The sequence below is a fragment of the Aliiruegeria sabulilitoris genome (genome assembly GCF_001558155.1).
GTDB lineage: Bacteria > Pseudomonadota > Alphaproteobacteria > Rhodobacterales > Rhodobacteraceae > Tropicimonas > Tropicimonas sabulilitoris.
In genome coordinates, this window is sequence record NZ_LOAS01000008.1 from 104,927 (window position 1) to 122,610 (window position 17,684).

The 17,684-nt window shown below is 61.8% G+C and carries 14 protein-coding genes and 1 tRNA gene; 9 read left to right on the forward strand and 6 right to left on the reverse strand.

The features are described 5' to 3' along the window. The first annotated feature begins 312 nt into the window (after positions 1-312). Positions 313-3,006 carry an aconitate hydratase AcnA gene (gene acnA / locus AX756_RS08025; RefSeq protein ID WP_068309938.1) on the forward strand — a complete coding sequence of 898 codons (2,694 nt, stop codon included), beginning with the start codon at positions 313-315 and terminating at the stop codon, positions 3,004-3,006. Positions 3,007-3,123: 117 nt separating this feature from the next. Here the strand turns inward: acnA and AX756_RS25570 are convergent, their stop codons facing one another. Continuing rightward, positions 3,124-3,375, reverse strand: a complete 252-nt coding sequence (locus AX756_RS25570) for a hypothetical protein (RefSeq protein WP_156461425.1) — start codon at positions 3,373-3,375, stop codon at positions 3,124-3,126. 179 nt (positions 3,376-3,554) lie between these two features. On the opposite strand from AX756_RS25570, the gene AX756_RS08030 reads away from it, so the two are divergent. Beyond that, a complete protein-coding gene (locus AX756_RS08030) occupies positions 3,555-4,115 on the forward strand; it encodes an NYN domain-containing protein (RefSeq protein ID WP_068309939.1) in 561 nt (186 codons plus the stop codon). 10 nt (positions 4,116-4,125) lie between these two features. Here AX756_RS08030 and AX756_RS08035 read toward each other — a convergent pair whose 3' ends face one another. After that, positions 4,126-4,878 (reverse strand): cytochrome c biogenesis CcdA family protein, encoded by a 753-nt coding sequence (locus AX756_RS08035; RefSeq protein ID WP_068309940.1) that lies wholly within the window; start codon positions 4,876-4,878, stop codon positions 4,126-4,128. A 117-nt stretch (positions 4,879-4,995) separates the two neighbouring features. On the opposite strand from AX756_RS08035, the gene AX756_RS08040 reads away from it, so the two are divergent. From AX756_RS08040 to AX756_RS08055, 4 genes are all read left to right on the forward strand, one after another. Continuing rightward, positions 4,996-5,226 carry a sulfurtransferase TusA family protein gene (locus tag AX756_RS08040; protein ID WP_068310127.1) on the forward strand — a complete coding sequence of 77 codons (231 nt, stop codon included), beginning with the start codon at positions 4,996-4,998 and terminating at the stop codon, positions 5,224-5,226. 19 nt (positions 5,227-5,245) lie between these two features. Then, positions 5,246-6,088 (forward strand): fumarylacetoacetate hydrolase family protein, encoded by an 843-nt coding sequence (locus AX756_RS08045; RefSeq protein ID WP_068309941.1) that lies wholly within the window; start codon positions 5,246-5,248, stop codon positions 6,086-6,088. 79 nt (positions 6,089-6,167) lie between these two features. After that, positions 6,168-7,340: a pyridoxal phosphate-dependent aminotransferase gene (locus AX756_RS08050; protein ID WP_068309942.1), complete on the forward strand. Its 1,173-nt coding sequence runs from the start codon at positions 6,168-6,170 to the stop codon at positions 7,338-7,340. A gap of 281 nt (positions 7,341-7,621) precedes the next feature. Next, a complete protein-coding gene (locus tag AX756_RS08055; protein WP_068309943.1) occupies positions 7,622-9,163 on the forward strand; it encodes a phospholipase D family protein in 1,542 nt (513 codons plus the stop codon). A 128-nt stretch (positions 9,164-9,291) separates the two neighbouring features. Here AX756_RS08055 and AX756_RS08060 read toward each other — a convergent pair whose 3' ends face one another. Beyond that, positions 9,292-10,614 (reverse strand): ATP-binding protein, encoded by a 1,323-nt coding sequence (locus AX756_RS08060; protein ID WP_068309944.1) that lies wholly within the window; start codon positions 10,612-10,614, stop codon positions 9,292-9,294. A gap of 41 nt (positions 10,615-10,655) precedes the next feature. On the opposite strand from AX756_RS08060, the gene AX756_RS08065 reads away from it, so the two are divergent. From AX756_RS08065 to AX756_RS08075, 3 genes are all read left to right on the forward strand, one after another. Then, positions 10,656-11,579, forward strand: coding sequence for an MBL fold metallo-hydrolase (locus AX756_RS08065; protein ID WP_068309945.1), 924 nt, complete (start codon positions 10,656-10,658; stop codon positions 11,577-11,579). Between the two features lie 48 nt (positions 11,580-11,627). Next, a tRNA-Asn gene (locus tag AX756_RS08070) sits at positions 11,628-11,702 on the forward strand. Between the two features lie 95 nt (positions 11,703-11,797). Further along, positions 11,798-13,267 (forward strand): site-specific integrase, encoded by a 1,470-nt coding sequence (locus AX756_RS08075; protein WP_068309946.1) that lies wholly within the window; start codon positions 11,798-11,800, stop codon positions 13,265-13,267. 89 nt (positions 13,268-13,356) lie between these two features. Here the strand turns inward: AX756_RS08075 and AX756_RS08080 are convergent, their stop codons facing one another. From AX756_RS08080 to AX756_RS08090, 3 genes are all read right to left on the reverse strand, one after another. Further along, a complete protein-coding gene (locus AX756_RS08080) occupies positions 13,357-14,016 on the reverse strand; it encodes a hypothetical protein (RefSeq protein ID WP_156461426.1) in 660 nt (219 codons plus the stop codon). Positions 14,017-14,364: 348 nt separating this feature from the next. Next, positions 14,365-15,048, reverse strand: a complete 684-nt coding sequence (locus AX756_RS08085) for a recombinase family protein (protein WP_068309948.1) — start codon at positions 15,046-15,048, stop codon at positions 14,365-14,367. A gap of 670 nt (positions 15,049-15,718) precedes the next feature. Then, positions 15,719-17,647, reverse strand: coding sequence for a DUF3604 domain-containing protein (locus AX756_RS08090; protein ID WP_156461427.1), 1,929 nt, complete (start codon positions 17,645-17,647; stop codon positions 15,719-15,721). Positions 17,648-17,684 lie beyond the last annotated feature (37 nt).

Here is a 17,684-nt window from a genome sequence, read left to right on the forward strand (position 1 = left end):
GCGCCCCCATCAGCCGCCCGCATAGCGCTTGAACATCCTCTTACATGCAAAACGGGACGGTCTCAAAGCGCGAAGACTTCGGGAGCCGTTCGACAGGCTCTCCCCACCACTGCTAGGGCGCACAAAGGCGGCTTCGGGGTGCAGCCGGAAGTGTTGGCCCGCGAATACGACGCCGGCAATTCCGCAACCGGGGCCGCGACCGGCATGGGATGGCTTGAAAGCGTTCCTGCCAATGGCAATCTTGATTGCAGGGCGCCGGCTCGGACAAACGTGCAAACAGCGAAGCCCTGGACCTGAAAGGGAGGCCAACACATGCCGATCAAAGTAGGCACTGACACCGCCAGGACCCGAAAGGATCTTACTGTCGGCGGAAAAACATATTCTTTTTACTCCATTCCCGCCGCCGAAGCCGCCGGGCTTGGCGATTTCGCCAGGCTTCCCGCCGCGCTCAAGGTGGTGCTGGAGAACATGCTCCGTTTCGAGGACGGTGGCTTCACCGTCTCCGTCGAGGACATCAAGGCCTTTGCCGAATGGGGCGCCAATGGCGGCCAGAACCCGCGTGAGATCGCCTATCGCCCCGCCCGCGTGCTGATGCAGGACTTCACCGGCGTTCCCGCCGTCGTCGACCTCGCCGCCATGCGTGACGGCATCAAGGGCCTTGGCGGCAATGCCCAGCAGATCAACCCGCTGAACCCGGTCGACCTCGTGATCGACCACAGCGTGATGATCGACGAGTTCGGCAACCCGCGCGCCTTCCAGATGAACGTGGACCGCGAATACGAGCGGAACATGGAGCGCTACACCTTCCTCAAATGGGGCCAGAAGGCGTTCAACAATTTCCGCGTCGTTCCGCCGGGGACCGGCATCTGCCACCAGGTGAACCTCGAATACCTCGCTCAGGCCGTCTGGACCGACACCGATCAGACCGGCCGCGAGGTCGCCTATCCGGATACGCTCGTGGGCACGGACAGCCACACCACCATGGTCAACGGTCTGGCCGTTCTGGGCTGGGGCGTGGGCGGCATAGAGGCCGAGGCCGCCATGCTCGGCCAGCCGATCTCCATGCTGATCCCGGAGGTCGTGGGCTTCAAGCTCACCGGCGAGATGGTCGAAGGCACCACCGCCACAGACCTCGTGCTCAAGGTCGTCGAAATGCTTCGCGTCAAGGGCGTGGTCGGCAAGTTCGTGGAATTCTACGGCGAGGGTCTCGACAAACTGCCCCTGCCCGACCGTGCCACCATCGCCAACATGGCCCCCGAATACGGCGCCACCTGCGGCTTCTTCCCGGTCGATGACGAAACGCTGCGCTACCTGCGCCAGACGGGGCGTGACGAGGACCGCATCGCGCTGGTCGAGGCCTACGCCAGGGAGAACGGCTTCTGGCGCGGCGCCGATTACGCGCCGGTCTATACCGACACGCTGGAACTCGACATGGGCAGCATCGTTCCGGCCATTTCCGGCCCGAAGCGCCCGCAGGACTACCTGCCGCTGACCAACGCCAAGCAAGCCTTTGCCAGGGAAATGGTCGAGGCCTTCAAGCGCGAGCCGGGCAAGGAAGTTGCCGTCGAGGGCGAGGCGTACACCATGTCCTCGGGCAAGGTCGTGATCGCCTCGATCACATCGTGCACCAACACGTCGAACCCTTATGTGATGATCGGCGCCGGTCTCGTGGCCCGCAAGGCGCGCGCGCTCGGCCTGAACCGCAAGCCCTGGGTGAAGACGTCCCTCGCCCCCGGCTCGCAAGTCGTGACCGAGTACCTGGAGGCCGCCGGCCTGCAGGAGGATCTCGACGCGATCGGCTTCAACCTCGTCGGTTACGGTTGTACCACCTGTATCGGCAACTCGGGCCCGCTCCAGCCGGAGATCTCCAAGGCGATCAGCGAAGGCGACCTCGTGGCCACCGCGGTGCTCTCGGGCAACCGCAACTTCGAAGGTCGCATCAGCGCGGACGTGCGCGCCAACTACCTCGCCTCGCCGCCGCTGGTTGTCGCCTATGCGCTGGCCGGTGACATGAATATCGACCTGACCACCGAGCCGCTCGGCCAGGACCAGAACGGCAAGGACGTGTTTCTCAAGGACATCTGGCCCTCCAATGCCGAGATCGCCGATCTGGTGCACGAGACCGTCACGCGCGAAGCTTTCCGCAAGAAATATGCGGAGGTCTTCAAGGGCGACGAGAAATGGCAGGCGGTCGAGACCACGGATGCCGAGACCTATGACTGGCCCGCGCAATCGACCTACATCCAGAACCCGCCCTATTTCCGGGGAATGGGCATGGAGACCAAGCCCATCGAGAATATCGAAGGCGCCAAGGTTCTGGCCCTTCTGGGCGACATGATCACCACCGACCACATCTCGCCCGCCGGCTCATTCAAGCAGGACACCCCGGCCGGCAGATACCTCATCGAACGGCAGGTCGCCCCGCGGGAGTTCAACTCCTACGGCTCGCGTCGTGGCAACCACGAGATCATGATGCGCGGCACGTTTGCCAATATCCGCATCAGGAACGAGATGCTGGACGGGGTCGAAGGCGGCTACACCAAGGGCCCGGATGGCGAGATGACGTCGATCTACGACGCCTCCATGGCCTACCAGAAGGCCGGCACCCCGCTGGTGATCTTTGGCGGCGAGCAATACGGCGCCGGTTCCTCCCGCGACTGGGCGGCCAAGGGCACCAACCTGCTGGGCGTCAAGGCGGTGATCGCCGAGAGCTTCGAGCGTATCCACCGCTCCAACCTCGTCGGCATGGGCGTCATCCCGTTCGAGTTCACCGGCGGCGATACCCGCAAGACGCTGGGCCTGACCGGCGACGAGACGGTGGCGATCACTGGCCTGGTGGGCGTGAAGCCGCTGCAGGACGTGCCCTGCACGATCACGCGCGCGGGTGGCGAGACGGTTGAAATCACACTGAAATGCCGGATCGATACCGCTGTCGAGATCGACTACATCGAGAATGGCGGCGTGCTGCAATACGTGCTGCGCAACCTGGCGAAAGCCGCCGCCTGAGCCATTTGAGATCAGAGAAGAACAAACGGACGCCCCGGCCTGATTAGGCCGGGGCGCTCTCGTCTCTAGTGCACCGCAAAACCGTTGTTCCGCCGGCGCGTCTTTTCGATGGCCCTGTTACAGGGGACGTCCGTCATAATCCCCGTCCCGGTTCCAATGGCCGATCACATGCCGAAACTGGCGGTTTCCGTTGCGGGCATTGTCATGAATATGCACCCGGTCGATTGACCCCGACCGATACCGCCGCTCGACCGAATAGGATCGCTGCCTGGTCTGTCCGGGATTGACCCCGGCATTCGCCGCGCGGTCCGCAACTGTTTCAAAAGTACGTTGGTAGTTGGTATTTCCGTCATATGGACGATCTGACATGCGTTTCCTTGCCTCCCAATAAAGGTGGTTGTCCTGTCTTTGCGCCCTTTCAGCCTAGAAGCAGGTTGTCCTTGCGTCAATTTCCAGATTGCAGGGGCCAACTGATCCCGGGATGGCGCTTCGACAAACGCCAATGCCCCCCCGATTGCACGCAGCGCGCGAAGGGCTAAGGTGCCGCCATGATCGTTCCCTTGCTGCTTTTCCTGATCGCTTTCGCGGCCGCAATCCTCTCCTTTCTGCGTCCTGAACTCGGCGACCTGCTCCTGGTTGCCGGACCTGCGGCGTTGGCAAGCCTCTACCTCTTGGTCCGGGCCATTCTGGGCCGAGGGCACCCGGCGAACGTGGTCGTTCTGGATGGTTCGAACGTCATGCATTGGAAGGATGGCGAGGCCCGCCTGGAAACGGTACGCGAAGTGATCGACCGCCTCACCGCGCTCGGTTTGAGGCCAGGCGTCGTTTTCGATGCCAATGCCGGCTACAAGCTCGAGGGCCAATATCGCGGAGACAAGGCGCTGGCGCGCCAGCTCGGCCTGCCCCCGAGCAGGGTCCTGGTCGTGGACAAGGGTGTCCCGGCCGACCCCGTCCTGCTTGGCGCGGCGCGCGATATGGGCGCACGCGTCATCAGCAATGACCGGTTCCGAGATTGGGCGGACGAGTACCCGGAACTGAGGCAGCCGGAGCATGTCATCCGCGGCGGCTACCGGGATGGAAAGGTCTGGCTATCGGTGGACCCGCGCTGATCGCGACCCGTCAACCGAGCTGTGCCAACGCCGGGAAAGTCTCCAGCAGCCAATAGGAGAACTGGCTGAAGCCGCCCGTCAGCATCAGCAATCCGATGGTCCAGAGCAGCAACCCCATGATCCGTTCGATCTGCGCCATGTGCCGCTTCATCCAGGCCATAACGCCCGTCAGGCTTGGGAAAAACGCCGCGACGAGCAGAAACGGGATGCCAAGCCCCGCCGCATAGACCGCCAGCAGCAGCGTGCCGCGCGTGATGCTCGCCTCGGAGGCCGCCAACGACAGGATCGCCCCGAGCTGCGGCCCGATGCAAGGTGTCCACCCGAAGGCGAAGGCGAGCCCAAGGATATAGGCGCCAAAGGCGGAGCCGCCCCGGTCGCCCGCATCTAGCCGCGCTTCGCGCTCCAAAAAGGGAATGCGAATAATGCCAAGGAAATGTAGCCCGAAAAACATCACCAGCAGGCCCGCGAGCGTGTTGAAAACCTGCTGGTTCTGAAGAAAGAACGCACCAAATGCCGAGGCCGTGAAGCCCAGGAACAGGAACACGGTCGACAGCCCCATCACGAAGAACAGGGCTGTCAGGATCACCCGCCGCCGTCCCGTGCCGCCGTCGCTCATGTCGGACATGGAGATGCCGCCCATATAGGCCAGGTAAGGCGGTACGATCGGCAACACGCAAGGGCTCAGAAACGAGATCAACCCCGCCACGAGGGCAATCGCCATGGCCGGCAAAAGCGCGGCGTCGATGATTTCAAATCCGAACATGTCCTCTCCTTTCACACCGCTCTAGACGCTCGCGCGCAAAAGGTCACGGCCCCAGCGGTCACATTGGCGTGGATGTCCTGTAGACGCCACGCCGATCTGGCCCTAGACATTTTCCCCATGAAGGATCCGACCACGCTCGACGCCCGCGGCCTGCTCTGCCCCTTGCCGGTTCTGAAGGCCCGCAAGGCGCTCAAACCCTTGCCCGATGGCGCCGAACTTCTCGTTCTGGCGGACGATCCGGCCGCCGTGATCGACTTCCCGCATTTCTGCACCGAAGCCGGCCACGCGCTGCTGGAGCAGTCAGAGCGCGCAGGTCACCTGGAATTCCATATTCGCAAGGGCGGCTGACCGCCCGGGAGGAAAAACCATGAAGTTTTGCCGAATCCGCACCGAGACCGGCACCATCCCCGCCGCCATTGACGCCGAAGGGACGGCGCGCAGCCTTGCCGGGCTCATGCAAGACCTGAGCGCCGACTCCCTCGCCGAGGGCAAACTGGCCAGCGTCACCGAAGCCGGCCTCGCCGCCCTGCCCGCCCTCAACGCCCCGGACTACGCGCCGATCCTGTCGGATATTCGACGCATCTTCTGCATCGGGCTGAACTATTCCGATCACGCCGAGGAAGCCGGCATGGCGATCCCCGAACAGCCGATCCTGTTCATGAAGGTCTGCCCGGCTACCGGCGCCAATGATCCGGTGACCGTCCCCAAGGGATCCCAGAAAATGGACTGGGAGGTCGAGCTTGGCGTCGTCATCGGCAAGAAGACGCAACACGTCTCCGTCGAGGACGCGCTGGACCATGTCGCCGGCTACTGCGTGGTCAACGACCTCTCCGAACGCAGCTACCAGATCGAGCGCGGCGGCCAGTGGGTGAAGGGCAAATCCTGCGACGGCTTCGGCCCGGTTGGCCCCTGGCTCGTCACCGCCGACGAGGTGCCCGACCCGCAGGCGCTCGACATGTTCCTCGACGTGAATGGCGAGCGCTGCCAGACCGGAAACACCGCCACGATGATCTTCGGCGTGGCCGAGATCATCAGCCACCTGAGCGAATTCATCACGCTCATGCCGGGTGACATCATCTCCACCGGCACCCCCCCGGGCGTCGGCATGGGCATGAAACCGCAGCGCTTCCTGCGCCCCGGCGACACCATGCGCCTCGGCATCGAAGGGCTCGGCGAACAGAACCAGTCCGTGAAAGCCTGGAGCGCCTAGGCTCATCATCTGTTCAAAAATATCCTCGCCGAAGGCAGGTCGCGCCAGCGGCCTTCCCGCGAGCAGTAAAGGAACAACCATGCAGACAATCGCGGGCTTTGACCGTATCGGCGAGGAAAACGCCTTCGCCGTTCTGGCGCGCGCAGGCCAGCTTGCCGCGCAGGGCAAGGACATCATCAATCTCGGCATCGGCCAGCCGGATTTCCCGACGCCGCCCAATATCGTCGAGGCTGCAATCAAGGCCCTCAAGGACGGCCAGCACGGCTATACCCCGGCGGTCGGCATCCCGCCGCTTCGCGCAGCCGTCGCCGCCGACCTGCATCGCCGCTTCAACGCGGAGGTGAACCCCGACAACGTCATCGTTGTGCCGGGCGGCAAGGTCACCATGTTCTCCGCCATCCTGATGTTCGGCGAGCCGGGCGCGGATATCCTCTATCCCGATCCCGGCTTTCCGATCTATCGCTCGATGATCGAGTTTACCGGCGCCCGCCCCATCCCGGTGCCCATCCGCGAGGAGAACGGCTTCGGCTTCTCGGCGGAGGAGACGCTCGCGCTGATCACGCCCGAGACACGCCTGCTCATCGTCAACTCGCCCGCCAACCCCTGCGGCGGCGTCACGCCCAAGGCCGAGGTCGACAAGCTCGTCGCGGGCCTCGCCGCGCATCCTCAGGTCGCGATCCTGTCGGACGAGATCTACGACCAGATGCTCTATGACGGCGAGCAACACGTCACCCTGCTCGACTATCCCGAGATCCGCGACCGCCTGATCCTGCTCAATGGCTGGTCCAAGACTTATGCCATGACCGGCTGGCGGCTGGGCTATTCCGTCTGGCCGGACGGGCTCTATGACAAGGTGCGCAAGCTCGCGGTCAACGCCTGGTCCTGCGTCAACGCACCTGCGCAATTCGCCGCCCTCGAAGCTTTGACCGGCCCGCAGGACGCGGTGGCCACGATGCTGGCGGAATTCGACAAGCGCCGAACGCTCGTGGTGGACGGCCTCAACGCCCTCCCCGGTGTTAGCTGCATCACGCCCAAGGGTGCCTTTTATGCCTTCCCGAATGTCGGCGAGACCGGCTGGAAGGCCAAACCGCTCGCCTCTGCCCTTCTGGAAGAGGCCGGCGTGGCCACCATCGGCGGGCCGGATTTCGGCGTGCTGGGCGAGGGCTATATTCGACTGAGCTATGCCAACTCGGCGGAAAACATCTCCCGCGCACTGGACCGCATGGGAGAATTCCTGAGCCGGAAAGGGTAACAGCGCCAGCGGGTCTGTTTCCAGCTTGGCCGACGGGAGCTTCGCGTTGCCGTCATTGGGTTGACTGCGCAAGTTCGCTGACGCCTCACCAGCAACAGCGAGCCGCCGGTTTCCGGCCGGAGGTCGAAGGAAAACCTGTCCAAGACAACGCCACGGAGCCCAATTGGATACGACATTCGATGATCGAATTCCGGATTCAGAGGGTTATCTTGAAAACCGGGCTGGCCATGCTCCAGCGTTGAATGCGACGATACCCTGACTGATCGAACTCGGAGCGGGACATGCGGCTGATCAAGGTATCTCTCTATTTCATCGCGGCCATCGCGATTTGCGTGATCGGGCTGAAACTGGCGTTTCCCCTGCCGAGCACCAATTTCTCCGAACCTGTCGAAATGCAGCCTGCATCCTGGTCTGGACCGCTCGGCAGCACCATCCAGCCCGCGCTGGAGCGCAATCCCGGGCTGGATGGCGTGCGTCCTCTGGGAGATGGGCGCGCGGCTTTTGCGGCGCGGGTCATTCTCGCACGGCAAAGCATCTCATCCATCGATGCGCAATATTACATCTGGCAGGATGACGTTACCGGCCTGATGCTCCTTGACGAACTTCGCTCGGCCGCCGAACGCGGTGTGCGGGTGCGCCTTCTGGTTGACGACAACGGTATTTCCGGGCTGGACGCGTTGTTGGCGGAACTGGACGCATTGCCGACCGCCAACGTGCGCATTTTCAATCCTTTCACGCTCCGTGACCCCAAATTGCTGTCCTACGCCTTTGATTTCACGCGCCTGAACCGGCGCATGCACAACAAGTCCATGACCTTCGACGGTGTCGCCACGATTGTCGGGGGCCGCAATATTGGCGACATCTATTTCGACTACGGATCGGGAACGCATTACCTTGATGTCGATACCATCGCGATTGGTCCCATCGTCGACGAGGTGTCGGACTCTTTCGATGCCTACTGGAACAGCGATTCCGTCTACGATGCCGAACTTTTTCTGGAGCCATCCGAGGAGGAACGCATAGAGGCCCTGGCTGAAGCCGCGCGCCAATCGGCTGCAGGCGCGGGCTATCAGAAAGCTGTTCTTGAGAACGAGCTCATCGACCGACTTGCCGCCCGAGAACTCCCGTTCGAATGGAGTGAGGTTACGCTCTTCGTCGATGACCCGGCCAAGGGGCTGGGACAGGTCGAGAGCGGGGAATTGATGGTCGAGCGCCTGATCGACTTCGCGAAGGCTTCCAAGAGCTCCCTCGATCTCGTCTCGGCCTATTTCATTCCCGGCGACCGAGGAGCCGAAATCCTGGAGGGGTTGGCTCGCTCCGGGGTGACGGTTCGAGTTTTGACAAACTCGCTCGATGCGACAGACGTGATGCCGGTGCATGCCGCCTACATGGGGTATCGGGACGGCCTGCTGGAGAGCGGCGTGGAGCTTCTGGAGCTTCGAGCCCTTCGAAAGGAACATCGTGAGCGCAGTTTGCCCGAGTTACTGGCGGGCTCTGCGTCGGGCCTGCACGCGAAAATGTTCGGCTCCGACGGAAAACGGGCGTTCATCGGATCCTACAATCTTGACCCGCGTTCCGCGCGCCTGAACACGGAGATGGGCTTGCTGATCGAAAGCCCCACGATCGCCGCCACGCTCGCCGCGCAACTGGACAACACCGACTCCACATATCGCGTCGAAAGGACGGATAACGGTGACCTCGTTTGGATCGAGGAAGACAATGACGGAACCTCCACGACGCATAGCGTCGAGCCGGAAACCAACGGGTTTCAACGCGCCCTGACCTCTGTTGTCAGGTGGTTGCCGGTCGAATGGATGCTGTAAGGTAAGGGAACGGCGTTGTCGTGAGCGGGAACTCGGGAATGTCCGGTCCTTGATTGCGCGATGAAAAACGCGGCCATGGCCGAGGATGGCGGCAAGGCCAGTCACGCGGGCGCACATGATGCCCGCCCCTAGCGCGCCAGCACCAGCTCCGCCTTCAGCCCGCCCATCTCCTCGCTCTCGCCCAGCCGCAACGTCCCGCCATGGCGACGGGCTATGTCCTGCGCGATGGCCAGCCCCAACCCGACGCCGGAGCCGCGATCCTGGTTTCGGGACGGGTCGAGCCGGGCGAAGGGTTTCATCGCCTCATCGCGGAACTCTTCGGGAATGCCCGGCCCGTCATCCTCGACACAATAGATCACCCGCCGCTCCGTCAGCTCCACCGACACCCGCGCCTTCCCCGCATAGCGGATGGCATTGCCGACCAGGTTGCTCAGCGCGCGTTCCACCGCCGCGCGGCGCAGAATGAGAATTGGCTGCTCCTCGGGCACCTTCCAGAGTTCGACCGAACCGCCCTGTCTTTGCGCTTTCTCCACGACCAGTCGAGCGATCTCCTGCGGCACGACGGATTCGGGATCGTCAAGCTGGTCGGAGCGGGCGAAATCGAGAAAGGAATCGATCAGCATCTCCATCTCAGCCACATCTTGTTGCAGAGCCGCGGTCTCCTCGTCTTCGGGCATCATCGACAGGGTGAGCTTCATCCGCGTCAGGGGGGTCCGCAGGTCATGACTCACCCCCGACAGCATCAGTGTGCGCTGCTCGATCTGCCGCAGGATCCGGCCGCGCATATCGAGGAAAGCGCGCCCCGCCGCCCGCACTTCCAGCGCGCCCGAGGTTTTGTAATGCACCACCTGCCCCTTGCCGAAGGCCTCGGCGGCATCCGCGAGCCGCGTGATCGGCCGCAGCTGGTTGCGCAGGTAGAGAAAGGCGATGGACGCCATAAGCACCCCGATCGTGGCCATCAGAACGAGGAACTGGTGCGGGTTGGACGCCGAAGCGCGTTGCCGGCGGAACCGTATATCGACCGGGCCTTTCGTTGTCCCGATCTGCACCTGCACCCACCGGCTCGAGCCGCTCAGATCCACGGCGCGGACATCGTCGATCCCATCGCGCAAGGTCTTTACCACCTCCAGCCCGGAGACGTCGTAGAACACCCTCTGAACGCCCTCGCGATCTTCCGACGCGGGATAGACATCCATATTGAGCGTGTCCACAAGCGAGGCGATGTCCGCCATCCCGGCTTCCATGTCCGGCGCGCCGTCGATCAGTTCGACAATCTCGCGCAGTTCCAGCACGACGCCATTTGTAAGCTGCCGCGTCACGTCCTCGAAATGCCGCTGGATGAAAACGACCGAGACCACCACGACCAAGACCGCGATGGGCACGACCAGAATGAGCGCCGCACGTCCGTAGAGGCCACGCGGCATGGAACGTTTGAGCCAGCCGAATTTCATGCCACAACGCTAACGTTACGAATGCTTGAGAGGAACGGGAAATGTCACGAGACCCGCGCTTTACCCAGCTGGAACCCGGACTGCGCCGCGTGGTGGCGCCCAACCCCTCGCCCATGACCTATCATGGCACCAACAGCTATGTCGTCGGCACGGGCGACGTGGCCGTGATCGACCCCGGACCCGCGATAGAGACCCATCTGGACGCGCTGCTCGCGGCGTTGGAGCCGGGCGAGCGCATCAGCCACATCTTCGTCACCCATTCCCATCTCGATCATTCCCCCCTCGCCCGCCCGCTCGCCCAGCGGACCGGCGCGCCCGTCCTGGCCTTCGGTACGCATGAAGAGGGCCGCTCCCCGATCATGGCAGAGCTTGCCGCGGAGGGCCTGCTAGGCGGCGGTGAAGGCATCGACACCGATTTCGCGCCAGATATCCGCCTCGCCGATGGTAAGACGGTCAGTTCGGGCGACTGGAGCCTGCAGGCGATCTGGACGCCCGGCCATATCGCCAACCACCTGAGCTTTGCCTGGAACGGGGCTCTCTTCACCGGCGACCACGTCATGGGCTGGGCCTCCTCGCTGATCTCGCCCCCCGATGGCGACCTGACCGCCTTCATGGCGTCGTGCGAAAAGCTCCGAGAGCGCAACGACAGGCGGTATTTTCCGGGTCACGGCGAAACGGTGGAGAATCCGCAGGAGCGGGTCACCTGGCTGATCCAGCACAGGCGCGAACGCGAGAAGCAGATACTCGACCATCTGTCCCGCGGCCCTTGCACGCTGGAAACGCTTGCGCGTGGCATCTATACCGATACGCCCGAGGCTCTCCTTCCTGCCGCCGCACGGAACGTGCTTGCGCATATTATTGATTTAAAACACAAAAAAATAGCATCAGCCTCATCACTTCCCAACGGGGAGATTTCGCTCGGGGATCCGGAAACCGGTGATCAGAACTTTACGGCAAATTCGTAAAATCCCTCTGGACGCCCCCATCCCCTGTTGCTATATCGCCCCCCGTGTTCCGGCGTAGCTCAGCGGTAGAGCAGTTGACTGTTAATCAATTGGTCGTAGGTTCGATCCCTACCGCCGGAGCCATTTTTCTCGAGCTACCCCACTGAAAGCCTTGGAAACAAGGGCTTAGCGCTTCCCCTCGGGCTACTTTTGGGGATACATCGGGGATACATCGAACAATGGCGCTCGTCATGAAACTGCCCAACGTCACCGTGAACAAGGGGAAGTACGTCTACCGACGGCGCTTCCCGGTCGACCTCGCCTCGCGATTCCCGGTCGTCTTCTTCCAGACCCGGTTTCTCACGCAGGACCTTGGCGCTGCCTTCCTCACCGAACACGCGACATTGACGGCAGCCTTTGAACGGCTCGTCGAAGATGCCCGAGCAGGTCGCCCGGAAGCGCTTGGGAAGGCTGGCATTGATCGTTACATCGCCATTGCTCAGCGGGGTCTAGACGACCCACGCACCCAGCGCGAGAGATGGCATAGCACGCGGGATGAAGCTGAGGCCTTGGTTCGCTCGGTCCAGACCGCAGACGCGTTCGGTTTTCTTGAAGATGGCGGCGACACAGCGCGCCGCGAGGTATTGGCAGACGAGCTTGAGCGAACGAACGCTGACCCGTTGCTGTTCCGGGCCGTAGTCCAACCCGATGCTCCACCGCCTCCTCCAACAATCGCGGACGCTGTGCGGGTCTACGAAAAAGAGAAGCTCGGAAGGAACCCGAAGAAGTCTGCGCGTGACACCTTCAGGCGGGTTCAGCGGCGGCTTGAAGAGAGCCTTGGTCCTCTCGACAGCTTTCCCTTGGAAGACCTCAAAAGACGGCACGCCCGGGAAGTTCGGGACTATCTACTAGCCGCGCCGTCGCGCAACGGGGGAACGCTTGCTCCTTCGTCAGTTCGGCGGGAACTCAACTCAATCACCGCGCTATTCAATGTCGGAATCAACGAGCTTGAGTTGAAGGGGAAGGTCGAGAACCCCTTCTCCGATCTGGGGATGCCTGCCGACGCTGCTTCGGGCGAGGCGTCCGAGTGGGAGAAACGCGACCCGCTTCCGAACCAAACGCTCGTGGACGTTCGCCGTCGCGTATTGGCTCACGTTCGCATACCTGAGCTTCGGTTGATCTGGCGGCTACTGCAAGCGACTGGCTGTCGGGGTGCCGAGATCACGGGGTTGCGGCTGGAAGACCTCGGCCTGGACTATCCGCTGCCCCATATTTGGGTGCGCTGGCACCCGGACCGCAGGGTGAAGACGAAGACAGCCCAGCGCCCCGTTCCGCTGATTGGCGATGGATTGTCAGCAGCCCGTGCCGCTGTTGCACACGCCAGCAAGACCTCGCCCGATAGTCCATTCTTGTTCCAGCGCTACTGTCATGAAGGCGGTCCGGATGCCGCCTCCGGTGCCCTGATGAGCCACGTAAGGATAGTGACTGAAGACCCGCGCCACGTGGTCTACTCCCTTCGCCACAATGTAAAGTCGTGGCTTGGGCAGTCAGGAGCGCACGTGAGAGAAGAGAACCGAATCCTTGGCCACGCCGGTGAGGGCGTAGGAAACCGAGTTTACGGTGGCTTGGACGACCGGCTGAAAACGACTGCAGTTGCTCTTGAGGCGGCACTAGCGCTGGCACCGGACAAAGCGTGGGACGTCCCATGAACTCTGCCCGAACGGCGCGCCGTGCTATGCAATTTGCACACCTATTGGGTGCATAGGTCACGGGACGAAACAGTCGCCCAGCCCCTCTGTCAGAAGTCGGAGTCCGGGTCTTCTTCGTACGGCACCGACCGGGTTCTCAAGTCGAGGTCGTCTTCATCCTCGCCACCAAACAGGTAATCCGCCACAGCCCGCGTTTTTCGGTCGCCCAGACCTTTGAGAACGCCCTCTGCTATCGTCTCGACGTCCTTCGTCTTGGTCCGGTTCAAGGCCCAGTGGATGCCCTTTGCGATGGTATCTACGATGGCCTGCCGTTCTTCGTTGGTCGGCGGCGTCCATTCGCCCTCCTTCGGCCAGCGCCTTGCCCGAGACCAAAACTCAAGAGGTTCCGTTCCTGCCTCGTCAAAATCGGTCAGCTTCTTCCGCATGGTGGCAATGGTTCGTTCGGACACGCCCGACGCTTTGGCTAAGTTTGCCTTGGAAATCACGTTCCGGTGCTTGCGAACGAGCCTCCATGCGGCGGCGGTGCGCTCCGGGGCTGTGAGTGGCAGACCGTGTTTGGTGTTCGCTCTGAGCGCTTCCAATTCGGCCTCCACGGGCGAACCAACGAAAACCTTCGCGGGAACGCCTCCGGGTTTCTCGCCGCGCTTTTCCCATTCCGCTCTGTAGGCCCCGAGCCGATACGCTCCATCAAGCAGAACAAGACGCCCCGTCTTGCACCCCTCGCCGTTGACTTCCTGCCAGAGCGTCACAGGGTCGAGCTTTCCGGTGTTCCGTAGCGCCTGCCGCAAGGTCGCCAGATGGGTCCCGTCAAAGTGGCTCCGGTTCTTGAAGGCATCCAAGACCTTGATGTCTTGGTACCGCACCATGGTCGCTGCGTTGTCGTTCATGTCGTTATCTCTCGTTTTGACTGCTCGGTCTGTCCGGCCACTCATGCGCCGGTTCAGTGCAGAGCAAAAGAGACAGATCGCCCCGCCGCTCCATCACAACCAGGAAATTCCCAACCACCCGAAGGACCGCTCAGTTCTTCCTATGCTATGGGGTGGGTGAATTAGTCAGCAAAGCTGTCCTTCCATGCCGTCAGCCTTGGGGCGACCTTTTCAGCATGCCTGCCCACGATCTCCGTCCCGCTCGGCCTCCGCATCTTCCCACTTGGTCAACATCGCGGAGGCCGCTGTGGGGTCTTTAAGGATGCGGATGACTGCGTTCCGGTGCACGCCTGTCTTAGCCGCGATCTGGCTCTGGTTCGTGCCTGCTGTCGCTTCCGCGATCACGGCCTCCAGTTGCTCCCTGTCATACCTCGGCTTCCGGCCCCGGTACTTCTCCGGAGATGTTCGCTTGTGGTGCTCTATTCCGGCCCGCTGGGCCTCCTTCTGGGCCTGCACCTGTGCGGATGCCTGTGCCGCCATGAACGCCAACAGAGCGTCCTGAACAGCCTTCTGCATGTCACTGCGAGGATGGGCGTCAAAGGTCATGCCTCCGATGATCGTCTTGACCGTCACTCCACTTTTGAGGAACTCCCGCACGGTCTCGGTCACATCTTCGTAGTTCCGGCCAAGCCTGTCCAACCAGCGGACCACCAGCACATCCCCATTGCGGAGGATGTCAAACAGACGCTTGCCCCCTTCCCGGTCTTTCAGCTTCGTGCTGACGCCGCTCACCCCCTTGTCGTCGATGACTTCATCCAATGCGAAACCTGCCTTCTCAGCCTGTTCCTTCTGGTGATCAATGGTCTGCTCGGCTGTCGAGACACGGGCGTAGAGGACTGTCTTGTTATCGGCCATTGGGTCGGCTCCGGATGTGTGCACAGGGTTTCTGTTCATATGAATGATATGTTCACATGTCGAAGTCAACCCTTAAGAACACCCATTCGGACGGCTTACCGGATGTTTGCTGCGGTATACCCAACGAGCACTTTCTAGACTCCACCAGCGGGCACCTAGAGGCCCTTCTCGGTGTCCCGAGGGGATTGTCCATGCAGGTATGAAGAGGTCCCTACCGCCTCCCAAGGACTATTGTGCGACGCTCTTTCACTAGAACTACCCCCCCACGGGGGGGATTGCCTAAACTACTATATCAATCTCTGGCGCTCAGATTTTTTTGCCGGAAATCAAACCGGATACATTGGGCCGAATTACACCGCACTGGCCGTTTCCTGTGCATTGCTGACGCTCGTACGATCTTCGACATCACATCTGCAAAAGAAATCGACCTACGAGACCGTCCTACTGCTGCCACTACAAGCACTCGCAAGTGATGTCTGCTCCATGTTTCCCGAGATCATGACAAGATTTCTGTGTTGAGAACGGTCAACTTCCAACCAGAACTCCGGTCGCGAGGGAAGAAGCCGCCTTTCCGCTCACATCAAGGAAATTCTTAGCCCGCAACACACAGGCGACCACAGCGCCGCGACGACAACATTAATTGCGCTCAACAACATCGCGAGTGACGGGTTCAGTTTCCAGAGCTGTACCAGATCGGCGAGGTATAGGCGCGGTCTTGCACAGTGGGAGGTACGCTCTCGGGAAGCTCGATGTCAAAGAATGCGGCATCGTAGGTTGTCCAGCGAGGCTTGGGAATCTCGAGGATGCGGACATAGTAGAACGCGTCCTGCGCTGGGTCGAATTCGGGGTCCTCCCAGTAGCCGGACAGCGCTGCTGCTCCAATAGTGTTGGTGAACGTTGCGTTCTGAATGTCGACCGTGCTGCCGACAGGTTCGCGTGCGCGGCCATCTTCGCCAATCTCCCGGTCGCCCGAGACGGCGATGTCGAAAACCCGCTCGTGCGTCTTACCTTCAGCATCGATCCAACCCTTGATTACCTGCACCCTGTCGAGATTGGCGCCGTCCGGGTCACGCAATGCATGAACCATGAATCGCGGTGAGGAACCTTCCGGGGCGTTGCGCAGATCACCGCCCATCGGAACGCCACGGCTGTACCCAGTTGCCACGAAATCTGGCGCGCCGAGGTCGTCCACTTCGAAATCCCAACCGCCGAAAACTCGGACACGGATACGCGAGCCAGTCGTGGCATAGGCTTCCTTGCGAGTAATCGCGCCGAAGACCTCGTCGCGCGTGTTCTCCCGAGCCCAGACGGCCGTTAGACCAGCTGCGCTCTCCTGGGCGGTCAGGATGCGCAGGGCCGGGTCATCGGCCGGGATGACGTCGATATTATGTCGGTTGGCTGAGGGCTCGGTATGTTGGTATTTGCCGAAGTAGTTGTCCTCTCGCGTGGTCGGGATTGCCGTGTGGGTGTCGGTCGTACCGTAAAAGCCGAATTTGAAAGGGTTCACACCTAGATCGCGTTCGACCTCGAGCCCTACCTTCAGCGCGGAACGGGCATATTCGTAGCGGAGCATTTCCGGCTCCTTGGCCGCCGTGCCGGAGAGGTTGGCGACATCCCAGCTTTCGAAATCGGCGAACTCGTCGTCGGGTGAGAGCAGCGGGTGGGTCTCCTCGTCGCCCTTGATCTGCGTCATCTCGTGCATGGGCTCCCAGCGGGCGCGCTTGGTTGCGTAATCCGTGTCCATCGGCGAACCGTCGAACTTGGTCGGCGCGAACATCAGCCCGTTCGACATATTGGCGTTGTGGGGCACGGCAATTACCTTCCCCCCGGTCGTGTCCTCATAGCCTTCGAGGTAGTTCCATAGAAGTTCGGGGTCAGACCCTTCGAAGAAGGTAAACGGACGGGTTTGCGCGGTCTTCTCCGCCCCATCGCCAAAGATCACCACGCGATGTAAGTTGTCCCCCTGCGGCGTGAAGGTCCATTCGAAACCGGCCAACGCGGTGAAACTGCCTGGATCGTTGTATTTCTCCACGGTGTCGACGATATCGAGCCAGATATCCCCGTCTAGGTCGAGCCCCGCAGTCGGGTCGCGGCCCTGAACCGTACCGATATCGATGATATCTGCAAAAGCGGCCATCCGGCCCTGCTGACCCGAATGGAAGAGCTCATAGGTCTGGCGGCCCCATTCGTCCTCCAACAGGCGCCGATCGGCTGTCCGTATCGCGGTGGCAAGGCCCAGCATCTCCGCATGTTCCGTGATCGCGAGGAAATCGAGCGGCCGGATTAATTGCACTGGCTGCCCGGTGTTCGAGATGATCTTCTCGCCCCTCGCAACTCGGAAGGCATCGTGGATGTTCAGCGACGTGCCGATAAGCCCGGCGTCAAAGGAGATTTCTGTGTGGAAGTGCAGGTCGCCAAAGAGGACCTTGTCAGGATAGGACCGCCCCACGAACGGAGAATAGACGCCCCTCGCCACGGTTTCCGGCGCCACTGCTCCGTCGAAAGCAACTGCGCTTCCGCCCGCTAGTGAGATCGAAATCACCGCGGCAACCGACGCCAACGGTCTATGCATTTCTGCCTTATGAGTGCGTTTGGCCATTTTCCCCTCCACGAAATCCCGCGCGGTGTCTGTTTCC

What these genes read in the sequence shown, in the direction of transcription:
- acnA (WP_068309938.1), top strand. Translation starts at nt 313, where the DNA reads ATGCCGATCAAAGTAGGCACTGACACCGCCAGGACCCGAAAGGATCTT.
- AX756_RS08030 (WP_068309939.1), top strand. Translation starts at nt 3,555, where the DNA reads ATGATCGTTCCCTTGCTGCTTTTCCTGATCGCTTTCGCGGCCGCAATC.
- AX756_RS08045 (WP_068309941.1), top strand. Translation starts at nt 5,246, where the DNA reads ATGAAGTTTTGCCGAATCCGCACCGAGACCGGCACCATCCCCGCCGCC.
- AX756_RS08040 (WP_068310127.1), top strand. Translation starts at nt 4,996, where the DNA reads ATGAAGGATCCGACCACGCTCGACGCCCGCGGCCTGCTCTGCCCCTTG.
- AX756_RS25570 (WP_156461425.1), bottom strand. Translation starts at nt 3,375, where the DNA reads ATGTCAGATCGTCCATATGACGGAAATACCAACTACCAACGTACTTTT.
- AX756_RS08090 (WP_156461427.1), bottom strand. Translation starts at nt 17,647, where the DNA reads ATGGCCAAACGCACTCATAAGGCAGAAATGCATAGACCGTTGGCGTCG.
- AX756_RS08085 (WP_068309948.1), bottom strand. Translation starts at nt 15,048, where the DNA reads ATGGCCGATAACAAGACAGTCCTCTACGCCCGTGTCTCGACAGCCGAG.
- AX756_RS08065 (WP_068309945.1), top strand. Translation starts at nt 10,656, where the DNA reads ATGTCACGAGACCCGCGCTTTACCCAGCTGGAACCCGGACTGCGCCGC.
- AX756_RS08035 (WP_068309940.1), bottom strand. Translation starts at nt 4,878, where the DNA reads ATGTTCGGATTTGAAATCATCGACGCCGCGCTTTTGCCGGCCATGGCG.
- AX756_RS08050 (WP_068309942.1), top strand. Translation starts at nt 6,168, where the DNA reads ATGCAGACAATCGCGGGCTTTGACCGTATCGGCGAGGAAAACGCCTTC.
- AX756_RS08075 (WP_068309946.1), top strand. Translation starts at nt 11,798, where the DNA reads ATGGCGCTCGTCATGAAACTGCCCAACGTCACCGTGAACAAGGGGAAG.
- AX756_RS08055 (WP_068309943.1), top strand. Translation starts at nt 7,622, where the DNA reads ATGCGGCTGATCAAGGTATCTCTCTATTTCATCGCGGCCATCGCGATT.
- AX756_RS08060 (WP_068309944.1), bottom strand. Translation starts at nt 10,614, where the DNA reads ATGAAATTCGGCTGGCTCAAACGTTCCATGCCGCGTGGCCTCTACGGA.